29 protein-coding genes are annotated in these 24,282 nt (G+C 71.8%); 20 read left to right on the plus strand and 9 right to left on the minus strand.

Annotation, left to right across the window (positions count from 1 at the left end; genetic code table 11):
* The first annotated feature begins 67 nt into the window (after window positions 1-67).
* Window positions 68-1,315 carry a competence protein CoiA family protein gene (locus ADK60_RS37330; RefSeq protein WP_053651254.1) on the plus strand — a complete coding sequence of 416 codons (1,248 nt, stop codon included), beginning with the start codon at window positions 68-70 and terminating at the stop codon, window positions 1,313-1,315.
* 586 nt (window positions 1,316-1,901) lie between these two features.
* On the opposite strand, the gene ADK60_RS37335 is transcribed toward ADK60_RS37330, so the two are convergent.
* The 8 genes from ADK60_RS37335 to ADK60_RS37370 form a co-directional block, all read right to left on the minus strand.
* Complete coding sequence (locus ADK60_RS37335; protein WP_053651255.1) at window positions 1,902-2,243, minus strand: hypothetical protein; 342 nt, start codon at window positions 2,241-2,243, stop codon at window positions 1,902-1,904.
* 131 nt (window positions 2,244-2,374) lie between these two features.
* Window positions 2,375-3,118 (minus strand): hypothetical protein, encoded by a 744-nt coding sequence (locus ADK60_RS37340; protein ID WP_053651256.1) that lies wholly within the window; start codon window positions 3,116-3,118, stop codon window positions 2,375-2,377.
* A 142-nt stretch (window positions 3,119-3,260) separates the two neighbouring features.
* Window positions 3,261-4,751, minus strand: a complete 1,491-nt coding sequence (gene dnaB / locus ADK60_RS37345; protein WP_053651257.1) for a replicative DNA helicase — start codon at window positions 4,749-4,751, stop codon at window positions 3,261-3,263.
* A 76-nt stretch (window positions 4,752-4,827) separates the two neighbouring features.
* Complete coding sequence (locus ADK60_RS45375) at window positions 4,828-6,075, minus strand: hypothetical protein (protein WP_159400737.1); 1,248 nt, start codon at window positions 6,073-6,075, stop codon at window positions 4,828-4,830.
* 392 nt (window positions 6,076-6,467) lie between these two features.
* On the minus strand, window positions 6,468-7,358 hold the full coding sequence (locus tag ADK60_RS37355; RefSeq protein ID WP_234371455.1) for an NAD(P)-dependent oxidoreductase: 891 nt from the start codon (window positions 7,356-7,358) through the stop codon (window positions 6,468-6,470).
* Window positions 7,355-8,554 carry an HAD family hydrolase gene (locus tag ADK60_RS41295; protein ID WP_063783387.1) on the minus strand — a complete coding sequence of 400 codons (1,200 nt, stop codon included), beginning with the start codon at window positions 8,552-8,554 and terminating at the stop codon, window positions 7,355-7,357. The genes ADK60_RS37355 and ADK60_RS41295 overlap by 4 nt, the downstream gene beginning before the upstream one ends.
* Window positions 8,551-9,564 (minus strand): P-loop nucleotide/nucleoside kinase family protein, encoded by a 1,014-nt coding sequence (locus ADK60_RS37365; RefSeq protein WP_053651259.1) that lies wholly within the window; start codon window positions 9,562-9,564, stop codon window positions 8,551-8,553. The genes ADK60_RS41295 and ADK60_RS37365 overlap by 4 nt, the downstream gene beginning before the upstream one ends.
* A gap of 187 nt (window positions 9,565-9,751) precedes the next feature.
* Entirely contained in the window at window positions 9,752-10,549 is a 798-nt protein-coding gene (locus ADK60_RS37370; protein ID WP_234371456.1) for a GntR family transcriptional regulator, read from the minus strand.
* Between the two features lie 352 nt (window positions 10,550-10,901).
* Here ADK60_RS37370 and ADK60_RS37375 point away from each other — a divergent pair, with 352 nt between their 5' ends.
* The 16 genes from ADK60_RS37375 to ADK60_RS37445 all read left to right on the plus strand — a co-directional run bounded on the left by ADK60_RS37375 (window position 10,902) and on the right by ADK60_RS37445 (window position 22,889).
* A complete protein-coding gene (locus ADK60_RS37375) occupies window positions 10,902-11,456 on the plus strand; it encodes a hypothetical protein (RefSeq protein WP_053651261.1) in 555 nt (184 codons plus the stop codon).
* Between the two features lie 173 nt (window positions 11,457-11,629).
* Window positions 11,630-12,073: a hypothetical protein gene (locus ADK60_RS37380; RefSeq protein ID WP_053651262.1), complete on the plus strand. Its 444-nt coding sequence runs from the start codon at window positions 11,630-11,632 to the stop codon at window positions 12,071-12,073.
* 5 nt (window positions 12,074-12,078) lie between these two features.
* Window positions 12,079-12,210, plus strand: a complete 132-nt coding sequence (locus tag ADK60_RS47950) for a hypothetical protein (protein WP_286185325.1) — start codon at window positions 12,079-12,081, stop codon at window positions 12,208-12,210.
* 213 nt (window positions 12,211-12,423) lie between these two features.
* Entirely contained in the window at window positions 12,424-12,696 is a 273-nt protein-coding gene (locus tag ADK60_RS37385) for a hypothetical protein (protein WP_053651263.1), read from the plus strand.
* Between the two features lie 71 nt (window positions 12,697-12,767).
* Window positions 12,768-13,028 carry a hypothetical protein gene (locus tag ADK60_RS37390; protein WP_053651264.1) on the plus strand — a complete coding sequence of 87 codons (261 nt, stop codon included), beginning with the start codon at window positions 12,768-12,770 and terminating at the stop codon, window positions 13,026-13,028.
* 101 nt (window positions 13,029-13,129) lie between these two features.
* Window positions 13,130-13,354, plus strand: coding sequence for a hypothetical protein (locus tag ADK60_RS37395; protein ID WP_053651265.1), 225 nt, complete (start codon window positions 13,130-13,132; stop codon window positions 13,352-13,354).
* Window positions 13,355-13,420: 66 nt separating this feature from the next.
* Window positions 13,421-14,092: a hypothetical protein gene (locus ADK60_RS37400; RefSeq protein ID WP_053651266.1), complete on the plus strand. Its 672-nt coding sequence runs from the start codon at window positions 13,421-13,423 to the stop codon at window positions 14,090-14,092.
* Between the two features lie 124 nt (window positions 14,093-14,216).
* The gene (locus ADK60_RS37405; RefSeq protein WP_053651267.1) at window positions 14,217-14,819 is read left to right on the plus strand and encodes a hypothetical protein; all 603 of its coding nucleotides are present in this window, start codon (window positions 14,217-14,219) and stop codon (window positions 14,817-14,819) included.
* A gap of 125 nt (window positions 14,820-14,944) precedes the next feature.
* Window positions 14,945-15,202, plus strand: coding sequence for a hypothetical protein (locus tag ADK60_RS37410; protein ID WP_053651268.1), 258 nt, complete (start codon window positions 14,945-14,947; stop codon window positions 15,200-15,202).
* Window positions 15,203-15,254: 52 nt separating this feature from the next.
* The gene (locus ADK60_RS37415) at window positions 15,255-16,853 is read left to right on the plus strand and encodes a coiled-coil domain-containing protein (RefSeq protein ID WP_053651269.1); all 1,599 of its coding nucleotides are present in this window, start codon (window positions 15,255-15,257) and stop codon (window positions 16,851-16,853) included.
* Between the two features lie 143 nt (window positions 16,854-16,996).
* Window positions 16,997-17,512 carry a hypothetical protein gene (locus tag ADK60_RS37420; protein ID WP_053651270.1) on the plus strand — a complete coding sequence of 172 codons (516 nt, stop codon included), beginning with the start codon at window positions 16,997-16,999 and terminating at the stop codon, window positions 17,510-17,512.
* A gap of 4 nt (window positions 17,513-17,516) precedes the next feature.
* Window positions 17,517-17,699: a hypothetical protein gene (locus ADK60_RS44215; protein ID WP_053651271.1), complete on the plus strand. Its 183-nt coding sequence runs from the start codon at window positions 17,517-17,519 to the stop codon at window positions 17,697-17,699.
* A 142-nt stretch (window positions 17,700-17,841) separates the two neighbouring features.
* Window positions 17,842-19,977, plus strand: coding sequence for a hypothetical protein (locus tag ADK60_RS37430; protein ID WP_053651272.1), 2,136 nt, complete (start codon window positions 17,842-17,844; stop codon window positions 19,975-19,977).
* Window positions 19,978-19,990: 13 nt separating this feature from the next.
* A complete protein-coding gene (locus tag ADK60_RS37435; protein WP_053651273.1) occupies window positions 19,991-20,500 on the plus strand; it encodes a hypothetical protein in 510 nt (169 codons plus the stop codon).
* A gap of 108 nt (window positions 20,501-20,608) precedes the next feature.
* Window positions 20,609-21,442, plus strand: a complete 834-nt coding sequence (locus ADK60_RS37440; protein ID WP_053651274.1) for a hypothetical protein — start codon at window positions 20,609-20,611, stop codon at window positions 21,440-21,442.
* Between the two features lies 1 nt (window position 21,443).
* A complete protein-coding gene (locus tag ADK60_RS37445) occupies window positions 21,444-22,889 on the plus strand; it encodes an ATP-binding protein (protein WP_079009025.1) in 1,446 nt (481 codons plus the stop codon).
* Between the two features lie 7 nt (window positions 22,890-22,896).
* Here ADK60_RS37445 and ADK60_RS45380 read toward each other — a convergent pair whose 3' ends face one another.
* Complete coding sequence (locus tag ADK60_RS45380) at window positions 22,897-23,037, minus strand: hypothetical protein (protein ID WP_159400738.1); 141 nt, start codon at window positions 23,035-23,037, stop codon at window positions 22,897-22,899.
* Window positions 23,038-23,180: 143 nt separating this feature from the next.
* Between ADK60_RS45380 and ADK60_RS45385 the strand changes: the two genes are divergently transcribed.
* The 3 genes from ADK60_RS45385 to ADK60_RS37460 form a co-directional block, all read left to right on the plus strand.
* Entirely contained in the window at window positions 23,181-23,375 is a 195-nt protein-coding gene (locus ADK60_RS45385; RefSeq protein ID WP_053651275.1) for a hypothetical protein, read from the plus strand.
* Between the two features lie 31 nt (window positions 23,376-23,406).
* Entirely contained in the window at window positions 23,407-23,769 is a 363-nt protein-coding gene (locus tag ADK60_RS37455) for a hypothetical protein (RefSeq protein ID WP_053651276.1), read from the plus strand.
* A 205-nt stretch (window positions 23,770-23,974) separates the two neighbouring features.
* Window positions 23,975-24,282: hypothetical protein (locus tag ADK60_RS37460; protein ID WP_502687478.1), on the plus strand; the 308-nt coding region annotated here is incomplete at its 3' end.

The raw sequence follows: 24,282 nt of genomic DNA on the forward strand, positions 1-24,282 counted from the left end.
AATTGTCAGTGCCGCGAGGCATAATCGGCTTCTCTTCGTGCGCAGTTGACAACTGAGACGAGGTTCCATGGACAGTACGGCCGACTCGTCCTACTACAAGCGCAACCCCGTCTTCTGCGTCCTGGTCGACGGACTCCTGGACCTTGACCGCGCCGACCTCGGCTACCCCCAGTACAAAGGTCTCTGGGAGCTCCTGCTCGCCGACAAGCGGCCTGTCGAGGAACGAGGCCTCTACTGCCCGACCTGCTACAAGCAGAACCCCGACCAGATCGAATGGATGTACCTCTACGCCAAGCGGGGCCTCAGAATCGCCGCCCACCACAACCGCGACCAACGGGACCACGGCGACGGCGAGAGCGACCAGCACAAGGCGTTGAAGGAGCGCTTCGCGCGGGCAGCCGAACTCGGCGGCTTCCACGCCGAGCTGGAGGTGCGCGCCGCGGACGGCCGGCGCCGCACCGACGTCCTGGTCACCGGCGCCGGCGGGCGGCAGATCGGCTTCGAGCCCCAGCTCTCCTACTCGACCGCCCCGGCGGTCCGCCGGCGCGACCTCGCCTCCCGCGACCAGGGCGTCACCCCCGTCTGGCACGTCCTCGACCCCAAAGCGCCACTGATCGACCACGTGCACTGGAGCCGCACCGACAACCTGCCGCCCGAGGCGATCCTCAACGACCGCGACATGCTCGTACGCGGAGGCGTCCGCGGCCTCGAGCTCGACAGGTGCGACCCCACCAACCCGTACCCGTGCCCGGTCCGCCGCCACGGACGCTGCGGCAACTGGCACCCCCGTTGGGAACCGCGCGCCCGTCAGCTGGACGACCTGGTCCGCGACATCGCCGCCGGCGACTACGTCCCCCTCACCACCAAACAGAGCAAGCGCACCCTGCGGTTCTGGATATCGAACACCGACTTCGACCTCTTCACCGACAACGGCGGCCAGGACGACCAGCCCGAGCCCGCACCGAAGAACCGGATCCGGATTCCCGAACAACGGGACGCCGAATGCTCCAGGAACCGCGACGAATCCGACGTCCGCTCCGCACCACAACCACCCCGCGACTCGGGCGAAACCATACGCCCGGCCGTCACCATCACCCGGACCGCACCCCCACCCACCCCGGCCGCCGCACGCCCGCCCAGCGAGTGCCCGACCATCGACATCACCTGGGACCAGCGTCAGGCCACCGCCTCCCAGGCGGGCTGCAAACCCTGGGAACTGGGACCGTGCGCGGGCTGCGGAACACCCATCAACCGCTACGGACCCCGGCCCGCCCACGCCTGCGCCTCGTGCCGAGCCCGCTACGGCAGCCGTTGAACCCGGGCCCGGTCCTTCGGGCTGCCCCGTGTCCGACCAACGACCGGATCCAGAACTGAGGTGACTCAGGTTGACGACCCCGGACAGTCCGGGGCCAGTTCGCCAGGGCTGTCCGATGAACGGGTCCACGACCCAGATGGCTGTGCGATAGCGTGCGAGCACCTTTGACACACGGTTTGCGCCGTGTGTGAATGGACAGCAAGGCCCCCGACCAAGTTGCGATTGGTCGGGGGCCTTCGTGATGGGCGGGAGGGGCGTCAATCCACCAGCGTGACTCCAGTACCGCACAGCGGTTCCCGCCCGGCAGCCTTACTTCACTGCCGCGATCGCCACCCCTGCGACAGCTGCCAGGGCGGCGATGACACCGGCGTTGCGCCGCAGCCACCGCCCAAGCCTCTGAGTTCGGGTCGGCCCGTCGTCCGTCACCTAGGTCTCCTCTCGTATCCGCGTGACGCCCGGGCCGGGGACCCGGACCAGGGTTGCGAGGTGAGAGGTGCACCGCCGCGAAGGGCGACAAGCAGCAACGTACAGGAGCACTGGCTTCATGTCAGGAAAAGAGCGGCCCGGGCCGGAGCTCCCTGCCCGGTCACATCCAGATGTCGCCTTCTTCGTCGCCTGGTCCGCCTCCGTGGAAGCAGTGCGGGCAGTCGCAGTTGTGGTGGGCGTACTCGGCTGCGAGCTGGTCGTGCTCGGCGCCCGGGTGCCCCCGCAGTGCGGGCCACTCGCCGCTGGCGCGCTCGGCCTGCACGGCGGCCTGGACCGCGGCGAGCATCTCCAGCACCAGGCCGAGGCGGTGGTCGACCAGGTCCGGGTGCTCGGCGAGGCGGCCGCTGGTGGCGATGTCTGAGTAGTCGGCGATCAGGGCAGTCGCAGCGACCTGCAGCGAGTCCATCGCGGAGTTGATGTCGGTCGTATCGGTGCTGGTCATGGCGGACTTCCTTTCGATCCGGAAGGGACGGTGCCGCCGCAGGGGCGGGAACCGCGAGGGAGCTTCGCGCGAGGCCGGCGGCGGCCACCCCTGCGGCGGCACCCGGGGGTGGCCTACGCGCCCCTGGTCATCTACAGCGGGTCCGGCCCGCACGTGGCGCAGCGTCGGGTTTGGTTGCCCTGGCGGCGTAGTTCGTCCGCGCTGTGCAGGTCGGGCAGGGGTGTCCAGTCGGCTCGGCCGCGGTTGGCCTGCAGAAGTGCTTCGAAGTCGGCGAGGCGGTCTTCGGGGTTGCCGAGGGTGGGGCAGTTCCAGCGGTGGAGGCGGCGTTCGGTGCGGGCGTAGGTCTTGCCGGCGGCCAGGCCGGTGTTCCAGCGCGAGAGGTCCTGGTGTGCGCGGGCTCGGGCACTGCGGGTCAGCTGGCACTGCTGGCAGATGCCGATGTTGCCGTCGAAGCAGGAGCAGCGTGCGCAGTCGCCGCACGGCTGGCAGGGGTGGGTGGCCGGCTGGTCTGCGGGTGTCGGTTCGACGGCGAGGGCGGCGTCGGCACGGTCTCGGCGCAGAACCTCCCGCAGGCGGTCCTCTTCGAACTCGCCGCGGCAGTGGTTGCCGTCGGTGCAGCCCTTGGTGCCGCAGCCGTGCGGGTCGATCCTGCGGACGGTCCGCTCGCCGATGTGGGCAATGGTCCGGCGGGCGCGGGCAATGTCCAGGTGGCCGGCGACGACCAGGTCCAGGATCTCCAGTACGGCCGGCACCTCGATCAGTGCGCCCCAGCCGGGCAGGTGTTCCCGCTCGGCTGGCCAGTCCTCGCCGAAGAGCCCGCCCCTCACGCGGATGTTGGCGACCGGGTGGTCGCCCAGTTTCAGGTCGACGTGCACATCAGATCCTTCGTCAGGCGGTCGGGCGGCGAGTGGAACGTCTTCAGCGTGTCGACCAGCGGCGTGCTCGACCGGCGGCGCGGTGGTGGCGGGACAGGTGCTCTGAGGGGCACTCAGGGCCTTTCTCGGGCCTGTTCAACGATCAGGTCATGTCGCGGGTCATGTCGACGAAGCGGGAGTAGTGGCCCTGGAAGGCCACGGTGATGGTGGAAGTCGGGCCGCCCCGGTGCTTGGCGACGATCAGGTCGGCCTCGCCGGCGCGTGGAGAGTCCTTCTCGTAGGCGTCCTCGCGGTGCAGCAGGATGACGATGTCGGCGTCCTGCTCCAGCGAGCCTGACTCGCGCAGGTCGGACACCAGCGGCTTCTTGTCGGTGCGCTGCTCGGGTCCGCGGTTGAGCTGGGAGAGCCCGACGACAGGCACCTTGAGCTGCTTGGCAAGCAGCTTGAGGTTGCGGGAGATGTCGGAGACCTCCTGCTGGCGGCTCTCGGGGCTGCGGGTGCCGGATTTCATCAGCTGGATGTAGTCGATGACGATCAGGCCGATGTCGTGCTGCTGCTTGAGCCGGCGGGCCTTGGCGGCGACGTCCATGACGGTCAGGTGCTCGCTGTCGTCGATGAACAGCGGTGCACTGGCGTAGTCGTCGTAGTAGCGGGCGAAGCGGGACCAGTCGTCGTCGGTCATGTCGCCGGTCTTCATGTGGTGGTGCGTGATGCGGGCGTGGGCGGACATGATCCGCTCCTCGATCTCCTCGCGGCCCATCTCCAGCGAGAACAGCGCGGAGGGGATCTTGTTCTCGATCGAGCAGGCGCGGGCGAAGTCCACCGCGAGGGTGGACTTCCCGATCGCGGGCCTGGCGGCGATGATGACGAACTGGCCCGGCCGCAGGCCCCCGGTGAGGGCGTCCAGGTCCCGGAAGCCGGTGGAGACGCCCTGCAGTCCGCCCTTGGCGTTCTTGCGGGCCTCGATGCGGTCGGCGAGGGAGTCGGCGGTGGCCCCGAGCGGGCGGATCTCGGTGGAGGAGTCGCGGCCGAGGACGTCGAACAGTTCGGACTGGGCGGCGTCGACGACCGCGTGCACGTCGCCCTCGCCGGTGAAGCCCATGTTGGCAATGCGGGTGCCGGACTCGCTGAGGCGGCGGAAGACGGCCCGCTCGTGGACGATGCCGGCGTAGTATTCGGCGCTGGCGCCCACCGCGCCGTTCGCGCACCCGTGGAGGTAGGCGGGGCCGCCGGCCCTGACGAGCTCGCCGCGGCGGGTGAGTTCGCCGGCGACAGTGATGGCGTCGGCTGGCTCGCCCTTGGCGAACAGCGCCAGGATCGCGTCGTGGATCAGCTGGTGGGCCGGCCGGTAGTAGTCACCGGGCTGGAGTACCCCGACCACGTCGCCGATGGCGTCCTTGGACAGCAGCATCCCGCCGAGGGTGGCCCTCTCCGCCGCCAGGTCGTTCGGCGGCACCCGCTCGATGCCGCCCAGCCCGTCGGCCCGGCTGTCGTCGGCGGGTTTCTTCGCCCGGTTCCCGCGCGGTCGCTTCCGCAGGCCGGGGCCCTGGTCCTCGTACGGGTCCTCGGGCGCATCCAGGTCGTCCGGCACCTGGTCGTCGTTGAGATCCGTGTGCTGCTGGGGGATAGTCATGTCCAGGCTCCTAGCTGGGGTCTGCGGCGGCCGGGCCTTCTCCAGGGGCTCCCTGCCGCCGTGCTGCGTTCTGGGCTCAGTGCGCGAACCGCGCCCGCGAGGGGTGGCAGTCCGGGCAGGGCATGACCTTGTCGCTCTCGAGGTCCGGGTCCGCGATGGTGCGCATCATCAGGCTCATCGGCTTCTCGCCGTTGTTGCACTTGCCGCACCAGTCCGGCGTGCGGGGCTTGTCCTGCGGACGGGCCTGGCCGGGCAGCGCGGCGGCCCGCTCGCTGTCGGCGCTCTCCTCGCTTGCGAACACCGACTCCCGAAGTTCCAGGTTCTTGACCCGGAACTCCAGCACCGTGCCGTGAACACGGGGAGCTGCCTTGCCGTCCTCGGCCCGGGTCAGCCAGGCGCGCAGCGAGGCGTCCAACTTCCAGCCGGTGTCCGCGACCGCGCGCACCAACTCGGGCGCCAGGTTGCGGGCCTTCAGCCGGCCGACCGCCCACTTGCCGGGCAGCCGCATCAGGAAACCGACCGCGGCCAGCAACTGCTCGGGATCCACCGGCGTCGGCTCGACGGTGGCCTCGGCCGAAGCACCGGCGCGGCCCCTCCTCGGCGCAGCCGCCGCGTCACGAGAGTGACGCCCGTGAGGGGAGGGGGGAGAGGTAGTTCCTACCTCCCCCGGGGGGTGTGGGGGGTTTCCGGCAATGCCGGAAGCTGCTCCCACCTGCGGAAACGCCGTTTTCCGACTCCTGCTTCCGGCAATGCCGCTTCCGGCAATGCCGGAAGCAGATCTGACCTGCGGAGATCGCTTTTTTGTGCCGTTTTGCTCCCTGTTTCCGGCGTTCGCGTTTCCGTCAATGCCGGAAGCAGACCTGACCTGCGGAGATTCGCCGTCGGCCGGATCGGCGGCAGGCCGGTAGTCGGGGTTGTATGCGGGCCACTCGTAGTACTCGTACGCCACGCCCGCGGAGCGCCGGCCGTCCTCGGACCGCAGCTTGATGAGGCGGATGTAGCCCTTGCCCCGCAACCGCTTGAACGACTCGTAGACCGAGTCCCGGGAGACCAGCCGGGAGCCGTTCCCGCTGACGACACCCTGGCTCTGCAGCCGCTCGATCAGCGAGACAGGGGTGACGACGAGCGGCGGAGCGTCCTTCGGCCGACGGGCCTGCTCGCCGAGCATGAAGCCCAGTTCGACCAAGATCATGAGGTCCAACGGGTACTCCACCCGGGTCGGACCGCTGCGCATATGGGCGTGCACAGGCACCGAACTGACCGGGCCACGCTGGCTGATGGCCGCGTGATCGCGGAGCTCCTCGATCGTGGCCTGGGCGCTCACTCCGCAACCCCCGATCCGGCGGAGGCCACCAGGAACGTCCCGGTCTGGACGTTGAGCGGGGTGCAAAACGCCGGAGTGGCGATGTGGTTGCACTGCGTGATGGGGCCGGGCAAGGGGGCGCTACCTCTCGGGTGGAGCGCCGGCACGCGGCGGTTAGCAGGGAGCGGTCAACCTGGGCGAGTGACGGGTGTCTCTCGCCCGCGGACGGGTATGCCTGCTACCGTCGTGACGACGCAGTATCTGGAAGCGATAGCGGCCCAAATCTTGGCGGATGAGGGGCCGCTTTCGCATTTCTGGAGTTGTGTGCGGGCGCCCAGAGGGCACCAGGCGAGCCTAGCCCCGCCCGGGCGTACTCCGAGCACTTTCGGGGCGTGTCCTCGCCTCACTGCCTGTCAGGCAGATGGCATCGATATCCCCTCACCATGTGGGTCGAGTGGCTGCGGCATCAGCATTTCCAGGGCGCCTTCGACCGAGAGCTCGCTGGCGTCCTTCGCATCCGTCCAGCGCCGAAGCGTCGCGGCAACCGCGCGCAGCACTTCGTCCGGCAGGCCCGCCTCGCGCAGAGTGTCGGCGGCCTCGTCCATCTCCGGTGCCCACCGCCACGCTCGGGAGGCCGTCTTGGCGATGTAGTCGGTCTCGACCAGGTAGCTGCCGGCCCGCTTGCTGGCCACGTCCAGCAGCGCCTGGTCGACACCGTGATGCTGAGCCAGGCCGTAGGAGAGCGCGGCGAGCACCCGGGACGCTTTCTGGTACGTGCTGTAGGCGACCTTCAGTGCCGAGGCCTGACCGATCTCCTCACCGAGGAACGGCGTCGACATCGCGGTGCTGGCGAACATCGCCGTCACCAGGGCGGCGGCGTTGGGCGGTCCGGAAAGGAACAGCCGCGTGTGCTTGCCGCCAACGGGCGGGGAGCCGATCACGGAGCCGTCGAGTACCGCCCGCGCGCTGCGACCAACGAGGTCGGCGATCCGCTGGGACCGCTCGGGGCTGATCGCGTTGCCCTCGACGAACACCCCGGTGAACCGGAGTTCGGCGACCTCGCGGGCGACGTCCTCGGCGGCGGCCGGCGGGCACAGGCTCAGCACGACCGCAGCCCGCTCGAGCAGCACGCCCAGTTCGGACACCGGCTCCAGTCCGGCCTCGGCGGCACGCCGCATGGTCGCCGCGCTGCGCCCGGCCGGGCACCACAGGACCTGGGTCCCGGTTGCCGCTGCGCAGGCCGCGACTGCCGCGCCCATGCTGCCCGGATGCAGCACGGCGAGCACGGGCTGGGCCTCCGTCACCGCGCCCCTCCTATGTGCGTGAGCGCCTCGACCGCGGTCGAGGCGACGAAGTCCGGCTCCACGCCGCCCGGCCAACTGCGGCCGTGCGAGATCCAGACGGTGCGCAGCCCGGCCTGCCGGCCGCCAGCGACGTCGAGGTCGGCGTTGTCGCCGATCATCCACCCGCCCTGCGAGAGGTCCCGGCCAACGGAGGCAGCTGCGGCCTCGAAGGCGGCGGGCGCCGGCTTCCGGAAGCCGGTCTCGCCGGAGATGCACACGGCGTCGACCACATCGGCGATGCCGGAGGCGGCAAGTTTGGCGCGCTGGATCTGCCCGCCGCCGTTGGTGACGACGACGACCTGGTGGCCGGCCTCCCGTACGGTGGCCAGGGCCTCAATCACGCCGGGGAACGGCGCCACCAGGGCGGAGAGCTCCGGCTCGTACCGAGACCAGAGCCCGCTCGGCGACTCCGGGAGACCGAGCTCGGCGCACAGGCCCTCGATCACGTCGAGGTCCGCCCGGATCCGCATGGCCTCGAGCATCCGCTGCTCGACCGCCGGCCCCAGATCGTGTTTCGTGCAGTACCTGGCCACCCAAGCCGTCACTGCGGCGAGGCGGTCGATCAGCGTGTCGTCGAAGTCGACCAGAAGCAGGTCGCCACGCGGTGCGGTGAGCGCCTGGCGGATGTGTTCGGCGGCGGCCTCGGGCCCAACCTCGTCCGTGCGAATGGTCAGGTCGAAGCGGAAGTCGGGGTTGGCGTCAAGGTCGGCCCGGGTCGCGTCCCACGCGGCCAGCCGCGCCGGAGTGTCCGCGTCGCCGCGGCCGGTCGATCGCGCCTCGGTCACCTCTCGAGGAGACCACAGCAGGACGGTCAGCCACTGGGCCGGGTAGCGGTCGAGCACCGCCCGCACCCCGGTGACCTGCCCCAGGTGCATCACCGGCACGCCGTGCGCAAATGCCTTGTCCAGGCCGGGACGATCCGTCACGTACACACTGTCGTAGCGGGAGTTCTCGTACACGACCGCGCCCGACGCCCGCAGCTCCTCGAGCAGCTCAGGGTCGCCCATCCGGTAACCGGCTGACCGGCCCGGTCCGACCTTCACCCGCGAGAACAGCGAGAACACCGGGTCGATGTCGCTCAAGGCCCTGGTGACGGTGTCCTTCCCGGACGCCGGCGGCCCGTACAGAATCACGCCGCGCGTGGGTGCGGTGCTCATGCGTACACCTCCCGGATCGCCTGCCGGGCCTGGTCGGCGAGGCTGATTGCGGCGCCGAGCCGGTTGTCGACCACCAGGTGCGGCACGGCCGGCCGCAGGTCGACATCGATCGTCTGCAGGTACTCGTCCCACCGCCCGAGTTTCCAGGCGTCCCGGGCCGCGGACCGGAAGGCGACGTACTCGCGCATCGACTCCGGGTCGCACTGGACCCAGATCGGTGCGACATCGACGCCGAGCGACGCGCACCGGTTGGTGAGTCGCTGCATCCAGTCCGCGTTGGTCATCTCGGCGATGAACGGCGCGGTCAGGACCGTGCTGATCCGGCAGTTGATGTTGGCCCAGGCGGCCTGCATCAGGCAGTCGTACTCCAGGTCACGCACCTGCTCGCGGTACAGATCGGTGTGCCGGTCGTGCGGATCGCCACCCAGCGATACCAACAGCCTCTCCACCAGCGGCCGGGTCAGCGGGTCCTTGTCCAGCAGCGGCCAGCCCGTCAGCTGGGTGAGGAATCGCGCGAACTCCGTTTTCCCGCTGCCGGCATACCCGCCGACCAGGACAACGACCGGGCGGTGCGGGTCGCCCCCGGTGTGCCGGCGCTTCCAGGCGTCCAGGATCCGCTGCTGCACACCCATGTGGTCGGCCTCGTCGCTGCCAGCCGCGATCCGGTGAATCGCCCGCTCGACGGCGAGCACATGAGTTCCGTTGTGGTCGTCGCTCGCCGGCGTCAGGCGGAACGATGTCTCCTCCCCCGGCAGAGCCGCGCGGAAGCCCAGCTGCGGGTCGGTCGCCCGGTACAGCAGGCAATAGGCCCGCCGGTAGTGCGGACCGGGGTAAACCTCGCCCTGCTCGTGCTGCCACAACGTCTGCGGATTCGCGGCCGGGATGCCCTTGAGCCTCGCCTCCTCGGCGACCTGACGCAGCCTCTCCCCCGCCCTCTCCAACGTCAACCCGTGAGCCTCCCGCTGCGCACGCAGCAGGTCAGGCCGCCACCCCGTACGTCCCTTGGCCATGCCCCCACCCTCCAGTGTCACCATGCCCGGCAGCCTAGGGCTGACCAGCGAAAACCCGTGTGTACGCAGATGTGAATACGTATGTACGACGTTGTTGATGGAGCTGATGACGCAGCTGTGATTCCTCGTCAGATCTCCAGCCGCTGTGATGTACCTCGAGAACGGCAGAGGGATATGGAGGTGAGCATCAGTGGCCGTCCCCGGCATTGCCGTCATGGGCAGCGTGGGCGCTCGGGTGCCGACTGATCGAGTAGCCGATTTCGAAAAGCTCGCTGCTCATGCGCGTGTCGTTGACTTCGACGACCCGCCCGGCCGACGAGGTGGTGACCCGCAGCACGCGCAGCAGTGGAACCCCAACATCCGTCGGCAGGCCCAGTGCTTCCGCCTCTTCGGGCGACGGCATGCGCGCGGAGACGGTCTCGCTCCACTCGAGCGGACCGTGGCCCATCTCTTCCAGCCTGTCGTAGATACCGCCCGGCCCCGTGTCGGCCTCAGCCAGTTGGGTGCCCCGGGCTACGTCGCCCGGCAGGAAACTGGTTGCCAACTGCATGGGCGTTGCCGTATCGGGATTTCCCATCACTCGGTCCCGCACCAGGACTTCGGCTCCCGGCTCCAGGTCCATGAGTCCAGCCAGGTCGATCGGGACGACACCCCAGTTGATCGTTGGGGCCTGGAGCGCCTTCCACGGCTGGGCGGTGGGGTCGAAGTAGTAGCCGATCTCGTCCCGGAAGACTTCGCGGGATCGGGTGACACGCATCTTCTCGGGGCGCTCGCGGACGATCGTGCCACGGCGTCTGATCGCGACTACCAGGCCCTCCTGCTCCAGCAGTGCGATGGCGCTCCGGACGGTTTGGTAGCCGGCGCCGTATTGCTCCTGGAGTTCAGTCAGCATCGGGAGCTTGTCGCCGGGCCGGTAGTGCCCCTCGGCGATCTTCTGGCGCAGGTCAGCGGCGATCTCACGATACGAGGCAGCCACGGCGGTCACCCCTTTCTAAGGCTGGACGGACCAAGTCTAGCGATAGCTCTATCAGACGCCGAGCGTCCGACACAACGTCGCCAGCGACATATAGCTATCGGTATTGACAGTGCGCCATCGGTCCGCTCTACTAGGCGATAGCGATAGCTATAACGCTCCGTGAGGAGCTATGGCAATGCTGTCACTGCTGAGAACTTCATAGCTCCTACCCTGCGCCGGCTGAAGGTGAAGACCAGACCCGGGGGCCTGCACAGGGGAGCAGCCCAGCAGCTGTGCTGCCCAGGCCTCGCGGACGACACGTCGGTCGTGAGGTGTGGAGACCACAGCAGCCCCCGCCACTCCGACTTCTCGGGAGACCGCGATGCGCAGCAACTCTCGGCCGGCCCTCCGGCTCAGCACCCTCCGCCCCCACCAGATCGAGATGACCCCCGGCCTGCCGTCCTCCCTGGTCTGCCCCGACTGCTCGGTCTGGCGCCGCATCAACCGCAGCAAGATCCAGCCGCACTTCCTGGACGACGAGACGACGTACTGCCCGGCCAGCGCCCAGCGCGTCGAGAAGGACGTCACCCCCGAGCAGTGGGCCGCGCAGATCGAGGAGGGCGTTGCGGAGACCGCCGCGCGGACGGCGACCACGGTGTTGAAGAAGGTCAAGGCCCCGAAGCCCCAGGCGATCCTCCACATCGCGCAGCCCCGCCCGGCCCTCCCCGAGCCGACCGCGGCGGAGCGCGCCGAGCAGTGGGCCGAGGTCCTGCTGCCCGTGTACGTCACGGACGCGCGGCGCCGCATCCCGCTGCACGGCGCGCGCGGTCCGATCGTCCCGCTGGCCCTGCCGGTCGGGGCCCGGGCGATCGCTCAGACGCCCACCGCGGACGAGGTGCTCGCAACGAGCCCGGTGCGCAAGCGCGCCGCCGCCTGACTCACCGCTAGTACGAACGACCACGGCCGCCGCCTGCCCGCGATCTGCGGGTGGGCGGCGGCCGTGGCTGCTCGTGCAGTCAGATCGTAAGTGACGGCCCTCGGGGATTGCGCCCCCGGGGGCCGTCGTCGGTCGCGCACCACCAACCCGTAGAAGACGAGAGGAACACGACCGTGACGACCATTCTGGCATTCCCCGTCGACTCCACGCCGGTCACCGCCGGCACCCTCGACGACCTGTACACCCGCTACTCGTGCCGGCTCCTCGCGGCCGCGGGCGAGCGCCTCGCCGAGCTCGGCCCGGCCGGTGCCGAGCACGACGAGGACGCCGTCCAGGACGTGTGGCTCCACGTCGCCGAGCACGGCCTCCCCGACCACCTCCGCGGCCTCGACGCGCTCCTCGCGGTCCTCGACCGGGCCGTCGCCCGGATCCGCGACCGGCGCCGCGAGCTCCCCGCCGGCCTCGCCCACCCCGCCCGCCGGGTCGCCGCCCCGGTCGACCTCGACGTCCTCGCCGACACCATCGACGTGACGCCGGCCCCGGCCCGCCCCCTCCACCCCGCGACGAGCAGCTGCGCGTTCGACGGGCTCCTGCGCGCGCTCCCCCTGGCCGGGTGACCCCGATGAGCAGCCAGCACCTGGGCGACGCCGAGGTCGCCCGCCGCATGGAGGCCGCCCGGCAGGCCGCCGAGGCCGCTGAACGGGCCCGTCAGCTCGCAGAGCAGCTCCGCCAGCAGCAGGGAGGCACCAAGTGAGCGGCACCACCGTCCTCGCCCTCCGCGCCTTCGGCGGCAGCAGCGGCGACGGCAAGAAGCCCTCCGACCCCAACCCGCCGATCACCTCGAAGGGCAGCGGCCGGTGAGCAGCCCGGAGGACAAGGCGTGGACGCAGCAGCAGATGGACGAGCTTCTGCGTCGGGCACGTGAGATGCATCAGCGGGCCCAGACGGAGAAGGCTGGAGCCCAGAAGTGAGTTCGTCGCGGATCGACGAGGCCCGCTCGGCGCTGGCCGACGACCTCGAGTTCGCTGCCGTCAACGCGGAGGCCGGCGCCGTCGACAGCCGCACGGCCGCCGCCGACCCGGACGCCCCGCCCACCGTTCGGTCGCGGGCGAGGGCGGCCGCCACGCTGCTGGCCGACGAGGCAGCGGGGCTGCGTGCGGATGCGGCCGCGATCCGGGACGGCGTCGACCCCGCCCTGCTCGGCTACCCGGTGGCCGAGGCCCCGGCCACCGGGCAGTAGCCCCTCCCCTGACCATCTGCTTGCGCCGCCGGCCGGTCCGGCGGCGCCCCATCAGGAAGGACCCGATCGTGATGACGTCCGAGGAGTACGACGCCTGGCAGGCCGGGCTGGAGCAGATGCACCGCGACTACGAGGAGGCGGACCAGGCCGAGTACGCGGCCTGGATGGACGAGCTCGACGCCCGCGACGTCGCGCGCTGGGCCGACCCGGTCCTGGACCGGGCGGCCACCAGTGGCGCGCTCCTGGAGCAGCGGCACGTCCTGCACGAGGCCGCCCACCCGGAGACCGTCGCCGCGCTCCAGCGCCTCGCCCTCCTGGCCCCGCCGGTCTGACCGTCGGTTGCCGTCGTTCGCCCCCGCCCCCGGACCACCGGATGCGGGGGTGTTCGACGGTGCCCGCCGGCGCCGCGCCACGCCACGAGGAGGCAAAACCTATGACCCGGCACGAGACCCGCAACACCGTCACCGACTCGACCACGAACGGGCCGGTCGTCCAGATCGGCACCGCGTCCGGCCCGATCAACATCGGGCCCGGCCCGCAGTACAACGACTTGCGCACCGGCGGGGTGCACTTCCACGGCGACGGCGCCACGTACGTCGAGAGCGTCGCCGCCACGACCGCGGACGGGGTCACCAGCATCCCCCTCGACCTGATCTGACCCGGCCTCGGCCCCGGCACCAGCGCCCCGCCCATCCCGCCACCTCGCACTCCGACGGAGGACACCGTGTTCCTGATCAGCTTCACCGACTTCACCCAGATCGCCCAGCAGCTCGAAGGCCGTCACCACCAGAACTACCGGGGCGCCGAGAGGGCCGGGGGCAACGACCTCGTCTTCACCTTCAAGCCGTTCACGGGCGTCGAGAAGGAACCGGCCCTGCCGACTGAGGTGTGGCGGGACGAGTCCCTCACCCGTGCCGCCCGCGAGGCCCTGGCCGCCGAGTACGAGGACGCCCGCAGGCTGTGGCTCGACGCCCGGTACGTCCGTGAGCTGAAGATCGTGAGCACCGGCGCCCCCGAGCTGTGGACCGCCTACACCCAGGCCCAGCAGGAGATGGACCTGATTTTCGCCTCCCTGCACTCCACCGCCGACACCCACTGGCGGTCGACCGTCTCCCGGCTGGTCGCCACCCAGGAGACGGTCCTGACGGCATCCGCGGCCTGGGACCGCAAGGCCCGGACCGTCGTCGACGTCCACGTCGCCCACAACCACAGCAACCTGTCCCAGCGCGAGGCCGCCGAGAAGGCCGGCCTCGACACCGCCTGGGAGTTCGGCTCCCACTGCGACTACGACAGCTGGGGCCGTACCCCGCTCAACCAGCAGGTCTTCAACGCGGTCGAGCGCCAGCGCGAACACCTGCGCCAGGTCGCGAACCTGACCGGCGACCACCAGGCCTGACCACCACGCCGGTCGGCTGTCGTCCGCCGCCGCCCCGCCCCGGACCCCCGGGCGCGGGACGGCGGCGCACGGCGCCCCGCGCACCGCCTCCACCCGCGCCCGACCCCACCAAGGGAGACCCACCGTGCTGACCATCACCACCACCGCCCGCCTCGGCGCGCTGCGCCAGCGCGCCGACCAGGCCGACACCGCCCTCACCGACACCGCCCGCCAGCTCAAGGAGCTCCGGGAGGAGCACCACGGCTGCGGCCCGGAGCTGGCGGCCGCGCGCGCCGGCCTCGAGGCGACACCGGCCGAATCGGGACAGGCCCTCGTCGCTGAGGCGAAGGCCAGCGAGGCCGTGACGCGGCTCCTGCTAAAGGACGCGAGCGCACGGATCGCCGACCGCGACCGGACGATCACCGACCTGCGCGCCGCGTTGGAGCAGGCCCGCACCGGCCAGCCGGCCGAGCCGGAGCTGCCGGAGCACACGATGCTCCGGTTCCGCACCGTCGGCGGCGGGACCACGGTGGTGACCGGGGAGCCGCGTACCTACTGGTCCCACTGCCAGGACAAGACGGTCCACGGCCACGACTACGCCTGGAAGTGCGTCACCTGCGGGGACGACAGCTCCTCCTACACGAGCCACGACCTGGCCGACATGCGCCGCCGGGCCAACGAGCACGCCGCCGTCTGCCGGGCGATCCCGGCCGGGACCGCCGCCGAGAAGGCCGGCGCCACCACCTGACCGTCGGTCGGTTGTCGTTCGCCGCCGCCCCGCCCCGAATCACCGGGCGCGGGGCGGCGGCGTTCGACGGTGCCCGACGCACCGCCCACCGGATCCCGGCGGGACCGACCAGAAGGGAGCCGCTCATGTTCGAACGTCTGCTCAGCGCCGTCACCGACACCGTCACCGAGCTCAAGGACCACGCCGAGTTCACCCGCGACATCAAGGCGCAGGCCGCCACCGGAGACCGGGAGGCCGCCGCCACGTTCCGCACCGGCACCCTCGCCGCCGCCCTGACCAGCCGGGGCCGCGACGCGCGCGGCCAGGAGGTCGTCGACTACGTCCAGCAGGTCATCGACACCGACGGCAGCGCCACCCGCGTCGGCTGGCTCCACCGCCGCTGACCCGCCCGCGCGCCGCGTTCCCCGCGGCCGTACATAAAAGAAAGGAGACGAGGTGACCATCACCGTCGACAAGCCGGTCCACCCGCTGCCGGCTGCCCGCAACCCCGCCCCCGGCGCCGCCGCCCAGGCCGCGGCGCCTGCCGGTGCGGTGCACGTGGTGACCCGCCAGGAGTACGAGGCCGCGAAGGCCGCCCTTGCCAAGCTCAGGAAGCTCGGCGAGCTGATCACCCGTTCGCTGATGTCGATCGGCGCCGGCGCGCTGATCTTCACCTGCGCGAACGTCACGATCTTCGCGATGAAGCACGACATCCCGGGCTGGATCGCCTGGATGCTCGACCCGATGGCCTCCCTGGCCCTGATCACCGTCCTGTACGTCGACGGCGTCCTCGCCGAGCAGGGCGGCGACGAGCGGGCCGGCACCTGGCCGTTCCTGCTGCGCTGGTTCGCCGGCGTATCCACCTGGCTGATGAACTCCTGGACCTCCCTCTACCCGGACGGGAAGTTCACCCTGATCCCCGAGCACCCGGACGCCGGTGGCCTGCTGCTCCACAGCGTGGCGCCGTTCCTGCTCATCACGATGGCCGAGGCGTCCTCCGGCTACCGCAAGTACCTCGCCCGCCGGCTCGGCGAATTGCGTGGCACCGTGCAGGCCTTCGAGGACCAGCAGCAGGCCGTGAAGGCGGAGCGCGAGCGCCGTACCCGCGAGGAGAACGAGCGCGCGGAGCGCGAGCGCCAGGAAGCCGAGCGGGCCGAACGCGAGGACCGCCGCCTTCGCGAGGAGCGCGAGCACGAGCAGCACCTGGAAAGCGAGCGGGCCCGCGAGGCCGCGCAGATCGCCCGCATCGCCGCGGCCGCGGAAACCGAGCGGCTTCGCGAGCAGGCCGGGCTGGAGAACGCGAGGGCGCAGCGGGAAGCCGAGAAGGCGCGCGCCGAACGCGAGGCGGAGATCGAGCGGCTCCGCGAGGAGCGGGAGCTGGAGAACGCGAGGGCGCTTCGCGAGGCCGAGCGGCTGCGTGCCGAGCGGGAGAACGAGGAGGCCCGGGTGCGCCGCGAGCAGGAAATCGAGGCGGAGCGGCTGCGTTTCGAGCGGGAGAACGAGGAGGCCCGGGCGCGCTCGGAAGCCGAGCGAGAGGCGCTGCGGATCAAGGCCGAGGGCGAGGCGAAGGCCAAGGTCATGCTGGCGGAGGAGCAGGTCAGGCAGCAGCAGGCGGCCGAGCAGGAGCGCCGGGCCAAGGAGGCCGCCGAGGCCGAGGACAAGCGCCGCAAGGCGGAGGAGCGGGCCGCGGCGAGGCAGCACCGCCTCGCCTCGCAGACTGCTCGCACTTCCCGGTCCGCGACTTCGCGGGTTCCCTCGGAAATCGTCTCGCAGAACGGCGGGACGGTTCCTCGCGAAGTGCGCTCGCAGCTTCGCGAGCAGGCCGAGCGGGAGGTCGCGCGACTGATGCTGGAGGGCTCGGAGATCGACCAGCAGGCGATCGGCGAGCGCTACGGCAAGGGCGAGACGTGGGTCGGAGATCGCGTGCGTACCGCGAAGAAGCGGCTCGCGGACGAGGACTTCGCGCTCGAGGTCATCTCCTCCGCCTTGGAGGACGAGATGCCGGTCTCCGAGGAGACCAAGCAGGACGACCAGGCCGTCGACGAGGCGGCGTGACGGGAAGCCGGCTTCTCCGGTGGCCACCAGGGCGAAGGAAGCGCCCTGGTGGCTGCCGAAGGTGCCGACGGCACCGAGCACCACCGTAGCGACCCGGCCGTCCGGCCGGAGCCCGGGTCGACAACCACCACCTGGAGGACGGCATGTCCCAGATCAACAAGAGCGGATGGACGTCGGAGCACCTGCTCAGGCCGCAGGGCACCAGCCTGTACGCCGCCCAGCAGCGCGAGCGGCTGCGGCGGATGGCCAACGAGGTCCAGGGCCTGCTGAGCGAGTACCGCTCGGCCCTGGAGGACATTCACATCGACGGCGACAAGCCGCTGGAGGCGAGGGTCCGTGCATTTCGCGCGACCCGGCCGATGGCGGCCCTGGAAAAGCACCTGCGGGCGGCCGTGAACGAGGCCGGAAGGATCGACACCACCTTCAATCGGCTGTACGTCGAGCTCCCGGTCAAGCGCGAGAAGCGCGCGACCGCCAAGGCGCTCCACAAGGCCCACAAGGCCGGAGTCAAGAACGGACAGGGGATGCAGGCGGTGAACACGGCGGCGAATCTGCACGGAATCGGCGCCGGATTCTCCGCCGACCAGAACGGAAATGGTGACGGAAATGCGCAGGAAAAGCCCGCGGCGACTTTCCTGGATTTCCTGAAGGAGGCGTGAATCCGTGCCGCTCACACCCGGGCAGGCTGCCCACTGGAATCAGCGCATCGCGGCGACCGCGACGAATCCCGACCGCGCGCAGGCGCTGTGGGACCTGGCCCGCACGATGGCCGGCCGGGACGAGACGGCCTGGGCGGATCTGGTCCGGATGCTCACCGCGTGGACCCAGGCCCGGGCCGGCTCCTGACGGGCCGAGGCGGGGTGACTCTTCGCGCTCACCGAATCCGCCGCGATGCCGTCATCCGGGGTCTCCACGTGCGCGCACAGTGCGCGCACGCGAGAGACCCCGGATCGGTGACGCACAGTGACGAACGATTGGAGGCGGCCGGATGGCCGACGACACCACGGGGACCGTGCTCGGCTTCCCCGGCCTGACCCTGCCCGGGGTCGTGGGCGAGGACGGCTCCGGCGACGGCCTGCCGACCCTCGCGCCGCTGACCACCGAATTCGCCCCGCCCGCGTCCCTTTCGGTTCCCGAGGGGCCCGAACTCGGCGGGAGTTCGGAAACCACCGTCCACGGAATGGAGGCCGCCCCGGCCGCCGGGTCCGGCTCCTTGGCCGGGGTCGCCTCGATGTCCACCGTGATGATGGCCGGGATTACGGTCGCCGCTCTGCGCGGCGCCTATCACGCGGTCGGCTACCTGAAGGCCCGCGCGGAGCACTTCAAGGCCGTGAGGGATCAGCAGAACGCGGTCACGGGAAAGGCAAATACGGAACTCGAAAAGGCCCGGTCGGCCGCCCTGGCGGCGCAGCAGCGCGGCCGCGTTCAGTCCGCTCCGGAATTCGGTCGGACCTCCCGCGGCTCCGGCCCGAATTCCTCCCCGAATTCGGGTCGGGCGAATAGCCAGGTGCCCTCGACGTTCCGTTCCACCGGGCACACGGGGCCTGGCGGCCCGCAGCCGAAGAAGCCCGAGACGGGCCGTGGAGGCGGGCAGGACAGCCGCTCGGGCGCGCCGGGCAGCACCGGGCCCGGGCGGGTGCAGGAGTCGCGCAGGAAGGCCCTGGAGGACTCCGGCCGCAAGGGCCGCCAGGAGGGGAATTCCGGGGCCCAAAACGGCTCTCGGAATGGACCTCTGAACGGCGGTCAGCAGCGCCCGGGGCGGACCCCGGCCGGGCCGGACACGATCCGCGGAGCGGCCCGCCAGCGCGCCGCCGACCGGATCGTGAACGGCTCCAAGGACAAGCAGCCGGGCGCCGACCCGAAGGGTCCGGGCGGCCGGCCGGGCAAGCCCGAGCGGACCCCGGCCGGGCCGGACACGATCCGCGGGGCCGCCCGCCGGCGCGCTGCCGACCGGATCACCACCGGCAACTGGAAGCCCACCGGTGCCCACACCGGTGGCGGCGCCACCCCGACCACCATCCGCGGCGCGGTCCGCAAGCGGGCGGTGGACCGGATCCTGAACGGCAAGAAGCCCAAGGACACGGCGAAGGACGGCACGACGGACACGCCGAAGCCGACGATGCCGAGCACCGAGCTCGCCGTGCGGCCCGGATCGACCGGAACCGGGACCGGGACGGCGGGCACCGGATCGACGGCCGGCGCCCGCAGCGGCCGACGCACCCGGCGGACGTTCACCCCGGGCGGGGAGAGCGGGGCGCGGCCCTGGCGGCTGCGCAGGCCCGGCACCACCGCCCCCGGCAGCCCGCAGGACCTCCGGGCGCGAAAGCGCCGGGAACAGCAGGAACGCAAGGCCCGCAAGGCCCGCAAGCGCCAGGAACGCAAGGCGCGCAAGGCCCGTGAGCGTGCGGAACGGGCGAACGCCCGCCGCTCGCGGCGGGCCGACCGAACCGGCAGCCGCGGCACCGGTCCCACGGGCCGGGCCACCGGGGCGAGTACGGACGGATTCGGTCCGCCGCCCGGCTGGGTCCACAGCCCGGACATCAAGGTGCGCCGCTACGACCGGCCCGACCCCGACCGGGCCGCGCCCGCGATCGGCCGGGGCCGGGCCGCGCTGCCGCGCGCTCCGTACAACGGCCCGCACACGCGGCCCGGAACCACCCGACCGACCCCGATGCCGCCGGCATCACCCGTTGGAGGACGACCCGTGACCATCCCCGTGCCCAGAACGGGCTCCGGCACGCAGTACGCCGGTGACTCGGACCTGACGATCCACGACGTCATCGACGCGGACAGCGACATGGCGGAGGAGATCCTGCAGGGCGCCGACGACGCGCGCCTGGCCGCCGAGGGCTGCGAGAAGCTGCTCGGCCGCCTGGAGGCCCTGCACGCCAAGGTCGTCGACCTGAAGGTGCCGGGCGTCCTGGAGTCCATGGTCGCCTCCCTGATCGAGAGGACCGAGGAGGTCAAGGCGAAGGCCGACGCGGTCGCCGAGGCGATCCCGGCCGCCGCCGAGGCCATCGCCCAGGCCGGCACGAACGCGGCCCGCCGTGACAAGCCGGTCGCCGACATCACGCGCGACATGGGCCACGCCGCGCCCGCCGAGCGCGACTACCACGAGAAGTAGGAGGGGAGAGCCGATGTCCGACACCGATCTCGCGCCCATCACCAGCAGCGCCCCGGCCGCCGTCCACCAGGCCCCCACCGACCGGCCCGCCGGCGGCGCCGATCTGGAGGTCTCCACCGGCGGGGTCCTCGCCGCCGCCGGCGAGGTGATCGCCGACGCCGTCAGCTACGGCGTCGTCGTCGGCCAGCTCGCCATCGCCGCGGTGCGCCTGGCCTACCTGTCCGAGCAGGTCACCGGCACCTACGAGTACGTCGAGGGCTGCGCCAAGTCGGTGCAGCGCCTCGCGGACCAGGCCGCCGGGATGAACGTCGACCGGGACACCGTCGCCGAGCACCGCGACGCCGCCGCGGTGATGCTCTCCGTCCTGGAGGAGGCCGAGGCCATGGCCGCCGCCACCGCCGAGCTCTCCACCCTCTTCCAGCAGACCGCCGACGCGCACGAGGCCGACTACGGGCCGGTCGACGACGTGATCGCCGCCAAGGAGGGCGAGCTGGCCGACCGCGAGTTCTACGCCAACCGCTGACCCACCCCGGGGGCGGCCGGTGCCGCCCCCGACGGGCCGGTGCCGGCCGCCCCTTCGCACCCCCGCCCCGCCGCTTTCCCGGCGGCACCCGCGAAGGAGAGCCTTCCGATGATGTCCCTCGGCCCGCTGCGCGGGCGCATCGCCGTCGCCCGCGGCTACGTCGGCCGCACTGCCACCCTCGCCACCACGGCGGGACTCGCGGCCGGCGCGCTCACCACCGACCCCCTGCCCTTCGTCGTCACGCTCAGCGGCGCCGGGGTCGCCACCGCCTGGGGGCTGATCTGGTCGGCGACCCTTCCGAGCGGCCGCATCCGCGACGCCGCCACCGCCCTCTACCTCGTCTCCCCCGTCAGCGCGGCCGGACTGCTCGTCACCGAGCGCCTGGTCCACGGCCTGCACTGGTGGGAGCTCGCGCTGGACGCCGCATGGGCGGTGGCCACCTGGAAGGTCCGCCCGGCCCGCATGGCCCGCGTCCTGGCCGGCCGCGAGCGCTCCCTCACCCCCGAAGCCGTCCAGCAGGTCCAGGAACAGCAGGCCGCAGCCCTCGTCCCGGCCGGCTCCACCCACCCGATGTCGATCTGGTGGGCGCAGCGGGTCGCCGTCGAGGGCGGCGTCGCCCCCTCCACCGTGCTGACCGACGTCGAGCGCGCCGGCGAGAAGGCGCTGACCGCCCTGATCCGCGCCGCGGTGCCCGGCACGCCGGTCCCCACGATCTCCATCACCGCGCTGTCCGCGCTCCTGGACTGGGACGAGGAGGAGATCAGCGTCGAGAAGGTGGCCGGCCGCGGCGCCGGGGTGCGGCGCCTGCACATCGGCACCGCCGACCAGGTCGCCCTCGACCCCTACGCGCACTGGGTGAAGAACATCGCCCCCAAGGGCATGCCCGGCACGGTCATCACCGGCGTGCGCATCATCGACACCGACACGAAAGAACTGCACTGACATGGGGCTCATCTACGAGCTGACTGTCCAGGCCCCGCCCGGCGACGTCATCGGCTACGACATGGCCCGCCTCGCCGACGCGATGGACATCAAGGACCCCGCCCGCCTCGCCGTCGAGACCCACGGCAGCCGGGGCCTGGTCACCATCTACCCCGAGGACCCGCTCGCCGACGTGGTCCTGCCCGACCCCGAGTACCTGGTCATGGACTCCACCGGCCGCATCTGGGTCGGCCTGCACCACAACGGGCGCCGCACCCGGCTGCGCCTGTACGACCCCAAGGCCGGCTCGGCGCAGCGCATGCTGCTGTTCGGGACCACCGGCGCCGGGAAGTCCACCGGCGGGCAGATCATCCTCGCCGCGATGAAGCGCTCCGGGGTCGGCGTGTTCTACGCCGACCTCAAGGGCGGCCAGTCCGCCCCCGAGGCGCGCGGCAACTGCGACTGGGCGGTCTACACGCAAGAGGGCTCCATCGCGCAGCTGCGGACCTACTGGAACGTCATGAAGGCCCGCGAGATCCGCTACGCCGCGGCGGGCCGCTCGAAGTTCCTGATGAACCGCCCGGACCCGCTGATGTACCAGGTGGTGGACGAGGCGAACCGGCTGCTGGAGAAGGGCGCCCCCTACCGGGACGAGGCGACGTTCTACATCAAGGACATCGGCCGCACCGGCCGCTCCCTGGGCATGGGCATCGCGCTGTTCGCGCAGGCCGGCCACCTCGAGGAGCTCGGCGGCTCCGACACCCTGCGCTCCATGCTCAAGGAGGGCGAGGTCATCCTGCTGCGCTGGACCTCGAACCTGATGCGGCAGCTGGTCTCCGACGGCCTGCTCCCGGCCGGGCAGAAGCTCGCCGCGATCCCCAAGTACGCGGGCGCCGTCGAGCTCGTGTCGCAGTTCGACGACACCGAGGCGGACGAGGACCGGCCCGGCACCCAGGGCAGCGGCTACCACCTCTCCGGCCTGCACCCCACCGCCCGCATGCGGTTCTTCAAGGTCGGCTCCGCGGTGCCTACCGAGGGCCTGGACCCCGAGATGCTCGCCCTGTACGGCGACGGCCCGCACGCCGTGCTGGAGAAGGAGTCCTGGGAGGACGCGGGCGAGGCCTACGTCGGGAAGCTCGACGGCATGGAGGCATACCAGGCCGCGTGCCCGGAGAAGGAGGAACCCGAAGCCGGCGGCGCGGGCGGCCGGGGCCGCAGCGGTGGCGGGAACCGGGGCGGGGGCGGTCGGGGTGCGCGCAGCGCGCCGGTCCCCGTCATTCCCGTCTCCGTTCCCGAGCCGCGGGCCGCCTCCCGGCTCAACCTCACCGACCGCGTGCTGGCGGTGCTGGAGAGCAGCGAGGGCGAGGACCTGGACGACCTGGAGGTCCTCGCCGCCGTCAACGCCGACGGCGGCCGCAAGGTCAGCCTCGGCGGCGTCCGCAACGCGCTCACCGGTCTGCGCGGCTGACCAGCGGTCAGTCGCAGAAGTTCTCCGCGTCGCAGTTCCAGCAGAACCAGGACTCGGGGACCTCCACGACGTCGCAGCAGTCGCAGCCCTCGCCGTGTACGCGGTTGTCCGCATCGCAGTTCCAGCAGGCGTAGTGCACGTGCGCCACTACAAGCCCCCTCTTCTCCCGGCCCCGCACCCCAGTGGTGCGGGGCGCAGCCCGAACCTGACGTACCACCAGGCCGGACCAGCAAACACCACACCCGGCCCGCCCGTCCGCCCAACCCGCCAACGACCCGCCAGGAGCCAACCGTGGCCGTCACCGTCTCCCTCGCCGTCCTCTTCGGCATCATCACCGTCGTCCTCTACCGGGGCCGCGCGGTCGGCTTCTGGCCCGCCCTGGCCCTCGTGCTGTTCGGCTTCACGCTCTCCTCCACCGGCGCCGGCCCGGCCATCAACCAGCTGCTCACCAACCTGGTCACCGCGCTCAGCAACGCCGTCTCCTGACCCGCCACACTCCCGGGAAGGACATCCCCCTGTGAACCCCAGCCGCCCCGCTCGCCTGCGTATCTCCGGCCAGGTCAGCACCGTCGACCTGCTCATCGCCGAGGCCTCCCACGACCCGCGCATGCGGTTCCAGCCCTTCACGGGCACCGCCGAGGACGCCGTCACTTCGCTCGCCGCCCACCGGGCGCTGATGGAGCTGCGCCCGCGCAGGGCGCTGCCCGCCGCGCCCCGGCGATGCGAGCTGCCGCCCGGCCCGGCCCGCGCCGACGTGGTCGTCCTGGACGAGGCCGCGTACCTGATCGGCCGGTCCCGCACCGGCAAGCAGTCCCCCGGGACGGCCCGCCTCATCCGCCAGATCATCGCCGCCGGCCGCACCACCCGCATCAACGGCTGACTGCCGTCGGCCCCGACCGTGCCCGCCACCCCACTCGGAGCGGCGGGCACGACCGTCTGCCGAGCAGCAGCCGCACTGCTCCCGGCCTCTCCGGGGGCCGCCGGACCCTGCCCAGCCACCGGGCCGGTCCGGCGGCCCCAGAAGGCGCCGCGGCGCCCCCCAGGCCCTTCCCCGACCGGCCCTCGCCCTCCCCTTGGAGCACCCCGTGGACAGCATCTACACCAACCCCGTCACCACTCCCCGCGCGGACACGGCGGTCGATCTCAACGCCTACCTGTTGCAGGAGGGCTTCGTGCCCGCCTCGCTGGACGGCCTGGTCGTCGCCGTCCCGCTCCAGCCCTCCCCCACCACTCCGGCCCTGGTCCCCGCCCTGGTCGACGGCAAGGTGATCGCCGTCCCCGTGCACAACCCGCTCGCCGCCGCGGCTGCCGCGCAGCAGCCCGCCCCGGCCCCGGTCGCCCAGGCGCAGCCGGCCGTCGAGCAGGGCCTGCCGCTGGCACTGCGCCAGGGCAT

It is taken from the genome of Streptomyces sp. XY431 (assembly GCF_001279805.1).
GTDB lineage: Bacteria > Actinomycetota > Actinomycetes > Streptomycetales > Streptomycetaceae > Kitasatospora > Kitasatospora purpeofusca.

Bases quoted from the DNA above. Each gene is read 5' to 3' on its own strand.
- ADK60_RS37440 (WP_053651274.1), top strand. From the start codon at position 20,609: ATGATGTCCCTCGGCCCGCTGCGCGGGCGCATCGCCGTCGCCCGCGGC.
- ADK60_RS41295 (WP_063783387.1), bottom strand. From the start codon at position 8,554: ATGAGCACCGCACCCACGCGCGGCGTGATTCTGTACGGGCCGCCGGCG.
- ADK60_RS37430 (WP_053651272.1), top strand. From the start codon at position 17,842: ATGGCCGACGACACCACGGGGACCGTGCTCGGCTTCCCCGGCCTGACC.
- ADK60_RS37395 (WP_053651265.1), top strand. From the start codon at position 13,130: ATGACCCGGCACGAGACCCGCAACACCGTCACCGACTCGACCACGAAC.
- ADK60_RS47950 (WP_286185325.1), top strand. From the start codon at position 12,079: ATGAGCAGCCAGCACCTGGGCGACGCCGAGGTCGCCCGCCGCATGGAG.
- ADK60_RS37390 (WP_053651264.1), top strand. From the start codon at position 12,768: ATGACGTCCGAGGAGTACGACGCCTGGCAGGCCGGGCTGGAGCAGATG.
- dnaB (WP_053651257.1), bottom strand. From the start codon at position 4,751: ATGACTATCCCCCAGCAGCACACGGATCTCAACGACGACCAGGTGCCG.
- ADK60_RS37365 (WP_053651259.1), bottom strand. From the start codon at position 9,564: ATGGCCAAGGGACGTACGGGGTGGCGGCCTGACCTGCTGCGTGCGCAG.
- ADK60_RS37435 (WP_053651273.1), top strand. From the start codon at position 19,991: ATGTCCGACACCGATCTCGCGCCCATCACCAGCAGCGCCCCGGCCGCC.
- ADK60_RS37410 (WP_053651268.1), top strand. From the start codon at position 14,945: ATGTTCGAACGTCTGCTCAGCGCCGTCACCGACACCGTCACCGAGCTC.
- ADK60_RS37420 (WP_053651270.1), top strand. From the start codon at position 16,997: ATGTCCCAGATCAACAAGAGCGGATGGACGTCGGAGCACCTGCTCAGG.
- ADK60_RS37335 (WP_053651255.1), bottom strand. From the start codon at position 2,243: ATGACCAGCACCGATACGACCGACATCAACTCCGCGATGGACTCGCTG.
- ADK60_RS37375 (WP_053651261.1), top strand. From the start codon at position 10,902: ATGCGCAGCAACTCTCGGCCGGCCCTCCGGCTCAGCACCCTCCGCCCC.
- ADK60_RS37445 (WP_079009025.1), top strand. From the start codon at position 21,444: ATGGGGCTCATCTACGAGCTGACTGTCCAGGCCCCGCCCGGCGACGTC.
- ADK60_RS37330 (WP_053651254.1), top strand. From the start codon at position 68: ATGGACAGTACGGCCGACTCGTCCTACTACAAGCGCAACCCCGTCTTC.